The 5,532-nt window shown below is 66.6% G+C and carries 4 protein-coding genes and 1 pseudogene; all 5 read left to right on the forward strand.

Annotated elements, in window-relative coordinates; all coding sequences use genetic code 11:
• Positions 1-193 (forward strand): annotated as a pseudogene (dnaK, locus tag I2E26_RS07555) (molecular chaperone DnaK); the annotation flags it as partial.
• A gap of 26 nt (positions 194-219) precedes the next feature.
• Positions 220-1,005 (forward strand): nucleotide exchange factor GrpE, encoded by a 786-nt coding sequence (locus I2E26_RS07560; protein ID WP_370551469.1) that lies wholly within the window; start codon positions 220-222, stop codon positions 1,003-1,005.
• Positions 1,006-1,318: 313 nt separating this feature from the next.
• Positions 1,319-2,275: a DnaJ C-terminal domain-containing protein gene (locus tag I2E26_RS07565; protein WP_147588158.1), complete on the forward strand. Its 957-nt coding sequence runs from the start codon at positions 1,319-1,321 to the stop codon at positions 2,273-2,275.
• A 50-nt stretch (positions 2,276-2,325) separates the two neighbouring features.
• The gene (locus tag I2E26_RS07570; protein WP_147588157.1) at positions 2,326-2,739 is read left to right on the forward strand and encodes a heat shock protein transcriptional repressor HspR; all 414 of its coding nucleotides are present in this window, start codon (positions 2,326-2,328) and stop codon (positions 2,737-2,739) included.
• Between the two features lie 404 nt (positions 2,740-3,143).
• On the forward strand, positions 3,144-5,532 hold a 2,389-nt coding region (locus tag I2E26_RS07575), incomplete at its 3' end, for an ATP-dependent Clp protease ATP-binding subunit (protein ID WP_195420246.1).

Genomic DNA, 5,532 nt, shown 5'->3' on the forward strand with positions numbered 1-5,532 from the left:
CAAGAAGGCGCTCGAGGGCTCCGATGTGGACGCTATCAAGTCCGCTGGTGAGAACCTGCAGTCCGTAGCCTACGAGCTCGCCCAGATGGTATATGCCGACGCGCAGCAGGCTGCCGGCACCGACGGCTCCTCCTCCGATGACGACGTGGTCGACGCCGACTACGAGGTCGTCGACGACGAGTCCAACAACTAACGATGTTCCCGCGTAAGGAGAAAGACGTGAAGATCCCCGTTGAGTCGGTGGAAGAGGTCGAGACGGAGGACGTCGAGACCGCCGAGGCCGCAGAAGAGACCGTAGCGTCTGAAGAGGTCGAGGAGAGCGCCGAGCCCCAGCAGGATGCTCCGGCCATGACTGAGGAGGAAATGGTCGAGGCGGCGATCCGCGCTGGCGAGGAGGCGGCCGAGAACGACTTCAAGTTCAAGTACGAGCAGGCTGCCAAGGAGCTCGAGGGTCTGCGCCGCGAGCTTGACGAGGCGGCCGAGGCCAAGGCGTCGGCCGAGGACAAGGCCAAGGATGCCGTCGAGCGCCATGCGCGCCTGCAGGCGGACTGGGAGAACTACCGCCGCCGCACCGCCCGTGAGCGCAACGAGGAACGCGAGCGCGCCACGGAGAAGCTCATCATGGCGCTGCTGCCCTCGATCGACGACATGGAGCGCGCGCTGGCGCATGCCCGCACACAGGAGCTCTCCGAGAGCTTCGGTCAGTTCGTGGACGGCGTGGACGCGGTTCGCGTGAAGATCATGGGCGTTCTCGAGCACGAGGGCGCCGAGGTCATCGACCCGGCTGGCGAGGCGTTCGATCCCAACGTCCACCAGGCGGTGGGTCGCGTGGAGGACGCCGAGCAGTTCGACGAGACCGTGAACGACGTGTACCAGAAGGGCTACCGCTTGGGCGGCAAGGTGCTGCGCCCGGCCATGGTCACGGTGACGTACGGTGGCGCCAAGCGCCCCGCGCCCGAGCCGGAGGCCGAGTCCGAGGAAGTCGACGAGGCCTCCGAGGAGTAGAAATCAGCACGTGAAGGGCGCGTCGCACGTCGGCGCGCCCTGAGTTGTTTATAAGTCGCGGCACCGCCGGGCGGCCGTCGCGACGGTGCGCATGGGCAAGCCGGCTGCCAGAGGGCCCGCGGCCCGCGGCTCGGGTGCAGGCGGCTTCGACGTGGAGCCGCCTTCGGATGTGCGGGCCGATTGGGCTGCAGCCGGGCTGGGTGCCTTCGGAGGCGTCCGGTCCGCGCGCGGTCGCGGGCGCGCCATGGCGTCCGCGCCGACAGTTTGACGATGAACAAGCGGGCCGGAAGGCGCGCAGGAAGGGAGGCAGACGATGCCACAGGGTAAGACGTTCTATGATGTCCTCGGCGTATCTCGCGACGCCTCCGACAAAGAGATCAAGACGGCGTTTCGCAAGCTCGCCCAGAAGCATCACCCCGATGCCGGTGGCGACGAGGCGAAGTTCAAGGAGATCAGCGAGGCGTACGATACGCTTTCCGATGCGAAGAAGCGCAAGGAATACGACCAGATGCTCATGTTCGGCGGCATGCCGGGCGGCGGCGCGGGCGGTTACGGTTACGCGGGCGCCGGTGCCGGCGGCGCGGGTTGGAGCGATATCTTCGACAGCATCTTCCGCGGCGAGGGGGCGTTTGGCACGGACTGGGGCCAGGGCTTTGCCGGCGCGGCGGGGGCTACGGGCGCCCGCGCGCGCAGCCGTAAGGGCAGCGACCTGTCGCTGACCGTCGATGTAACCGCCGAGGACGCGTTTCGCGGCACCACGCATAAGGTGACCTATCGCATCCCGTCGACGGGCGAGCAGCAGACCATCACGGTCTCGGTTCCCGCGGGAGCGGTCGACGGCGGCAAGCTACGCTACAAGCGCCGCGGCGAGTACGGCACCGGTGGCGGCGAGCGCGGCGACCTGGTGGTGACCACGCACGTCGAGGAGCACCCGCTCTTCAAGCGCAAGGGCGCCGACGTCACCATGGAGCTGCCCATCTCGATGTACGAGGCCGCGCTGGGCTGCACGGTGGACGTGCCCACGCCCGGCGGCGCCACGGTGCGCCTGAAGGTGCCCGCGGGCACGCAGGGCGGCAAGACGTTCCGCTTCAAGGATATGGGCGCGCCCGATGTGAAGCATCGTGGCAAGAAGGGCGCGCTGCTGGTCAAGGTTGCCGTGCAGGTACCCATGCGCCTGAGCGACGAGGAGCGCGAGAAGCTCGAGGCCTTGCGCGATGCCGACACGCGCGACTATCGCGAGAAGGTCGATCGCTACCACGGCACGTACTAGGATGCGCCGCATCGCGCATCGTGCGCGGATAAGGGGAAGGGTGAGGAGAAATGTCCCAGGAAGGACGCGATAAGCCGCTGTACATGATCAGCGTGGCAGCCGAGCTGACGGGCATGCACCCGCAGACGCTGCGCGTATACGAGTCAAAGGGCCTGGTGAACCCAAAGCGGTCGGGCGGTAACACGCGCCTGTACTCGCAAAGCGATATCGAGCGCCTCGAGCTGATCAACCAGCTCACCGACGAGGGCATCAACCTCGCCGGCGTGGTGCGCATCCTCGATATGAAAGAGCGCGCCGAGGAGCGCGAGCGCGAGAACGAGAAGCTGCGCGAGCAGTTGCGACGCGCGCAGGAAGAGCTGCACGAGCTCAAGATGCAGAAGCGCATCACCGCGCTGGCTCCCCGTGACGGCAGCGCCAACCCCGAGCAGGTCCTCCGCGGCCTGCTGGGCGGGGGCGGCCTGTAGGAAGCGCGGGACGCGGCGATGCGATTCGCGGTAGAGGGCGTTGTTCGGGGCGCATCGGCACGAAAAGCCGATGCGCCCCGTTTTTGTTTGCGAAGTCGGTAACCTTTGTTATATACGCGCTTAATAAATCTTATATATGGAGACTTAGATTTAGGTATAGGACCGGCCTGCGGTGGCAACAATACTTCTCGACAGAACAGTGTGCCGCCCCGTAGGGCGGCCGAGCGCAGCCCGCTTTGCATCTGCCACGAGGCCTTTCGCCTAGGGCTCTCAGATTAGGGACAGGCACTAATCTGAGGCGGGCGCCGACCTGGGACATATTCCGGTCTCAGATTGGTGCCTGTCCCTAATCTGAGGTGAGCGGTTCGAGGTGCGGGGATGGGCTGCATAGAGAGGTGATAGACATGAGGATCGACAAGTTGGCGATGACCTCGAAGGAGGCGTTGCAAAACGCCATCGCTATCGCGGGCGATGCGAGCGCCGGCTCGGTGGAGCCCGTCCATCTGCTGGCAGCGCTGCTTACGGGCGGCGAGCGCAATATCTCCGTGATCATCGAGCGCATCGGGGCGGATCCCAAGCGCCTGGCGCTGGTTACGCAGCAAGCCATCGAGGCGGCGCCCCAGGTGAGCGGAGGCGCGCAGATCGGGCTGTCCGGCGAGCTCACGCGCGTGCTCGACCGCGCCGAGAAGTTCGCCTCCAAGATGGAGGACAACTTCGTGGTGACCGAGCACCTGCTTATGGCGCTCGCCGAGGATCGCGGCCAGGCGGGTCGCATCCTGGCCGACGCGGGCGTCACGCGCGAGCGCATCGAGGAGGTCTACACCGAGCTGCGCGGCGACGACCGCGTGACCAGCGAGGATGACAAGCTGCAGTTCGAGGCGCTCGAGCAGTACGGCCGCAACGTGTGCGATCTCGCGCGTGCCGGCAAGCTCGATCCGGTGATCGGTCGTACCGAGGAGATTCGCCGGACGATCCAGGTGCTGAGCCGCCGCACGAAGAACAACCCCGTGCTTATCGGAGAGCCCGGCGTGGGCAAGACCGCTATCGTCGAGGGCATCGCGCAGCGCATCGTGGCGGGCGACGTGCCCAGCACGCTGCGCGACCGCGACATCATCGAGCTCGACATGAGCGCGCTGGTGGCGGGCGCCAAGTACCGCGGCGAGTTCGAGGACCGTCTGAAGGCCGTGCTCAAGGAGGTCGAGCGCGCCAACGGCCGCGTGATCCTGTTCATCGACGAGCTGCATACCATCGTGGGCGCGGGCGCTACCGAGGGCTCCATGGATGCCGGCAACATCCTCAAGCCCGCGCTCGCCCGCGGCGACCTGCATGCCATCGGCGCCACCACGCTCGACGAGTACCGCAAGTACATCGAGAAGGACGCGGCCCTCGCCCGTCGCTTCCAGCAGGTCATGGTGAGCGAGCCCAGCGTAGAGGACACCATCTCCATCCTGCGCGGCCTCAAGGAGAAGTACGAGATCTTCCACGGCGTGCACATCACCGACGGCGCCCTGGTGGCGGCCGCCGACCTGTCGAGCCGCTACATCGCCGACCGCTTCCTGCCGGATAAGGCCATCGACCTGGTGGACGAGGCGGCATCCCGTCTGCGTATGGAGCTCGATTCCATGCCCGTCGAAATCGACGCCATCACGCGCCAGCTCACGCAGATGCAGATCGAGGAGCAGGCGCTCATGAAGGAGACCGACGACGCGTCCCGCGAGCGCCTGGAGGCGCTGCGCCAGGAGATCGCGACGGTGCAGGAGCAGCTCAACGTCCAGAAGGCCGGTTGGCTCAACCAGAAGAACGCCATCGACCGCATCCAGGAGCTCAAGGGCCGCATCGATGACGCGAAGGGGGAGCTGGAGCGCGCGACGCGCGATGGCAACTTCGAGCGCGCCGGAGAACTGCGCTACTCGGTGATTCCGTCGCTCGAGGCCGACCGCGCGCAGGCCGAGGAGGCGCTCGACGCGCAGAAGGAATCCGGCGAGGGGCTGAAGGAGCAGGTGACGTCCGACGAGATCGCCGAGGTGGTGAGCGCGTGGACCGGCGTTCCCGTGGCCAAGATGATGCAGGGCGAGCTGGATAAGCTCAAGACGCTCGAGGACGAGCTGCATCGTCGCGTGATCGGCCAGGACGAGGCCGTGCGCGCCGTGGCCGCCGCGGTGCGCCGCAGCCGTGCGGGCCTCGCCGACCCCGACCGCCCCATCGGCAGCTTCTTCTTCCTGGGCCCCACCGGCGTGGGCAAGACCGAGCTCGCTAAGGCGCTCGCCGAGTGCCTGTTCGACGACGAGCGCGCGCTCGTGCGCATCGACATGTCGGAGTACATGGAGAAGTTCAGCGTCCAGCGCCTCATCGGCGCCCCTCCGGGATACGTTGGCTACGACGAGGGCGGCCAGCTTACCGAGGCGGTGCGCCGTCGCCCGTACAGCGTCATCTTGCTCGACGAGATGGAGAAGGCGCACCCGGACGTGTTCAACGTGCTGCTGCAGGTGCTCGATGACGGTCGGCTCACCGACGGCCAAGGTCGTCAGGTGAGCTTCAAGAACACGATCATCATCATGACGAGCAACGTGGGGTCGAGCGCCATCGCCGAGTACGCGGGCCACGACGAACAGGAGATGCGCCGCCAGGTGGACGAGGCGATGAGCCATACGTTCAGGCCCGAGTTCCTGAACCGCATCGACGACATCGTGGTGTTCCACCCGCTGGGCATGGAGCAGATCGAGCGGATCGTCGATATCCAGCTGGCCGACGTGCGTCGTCGCATGGCGAAGGAGCGCATGACGCTCGCCATCA

The organism is Collinsella sp. D33t1_170424_A12, from assembly GCF_015554865.1.
In the GTDB taxonomy this organism is placed as follows: Bacteria; Actinomycetota; Coriobacteriia; order Coriobacteriales; family Coriobacteriaceae; genus Collinsella.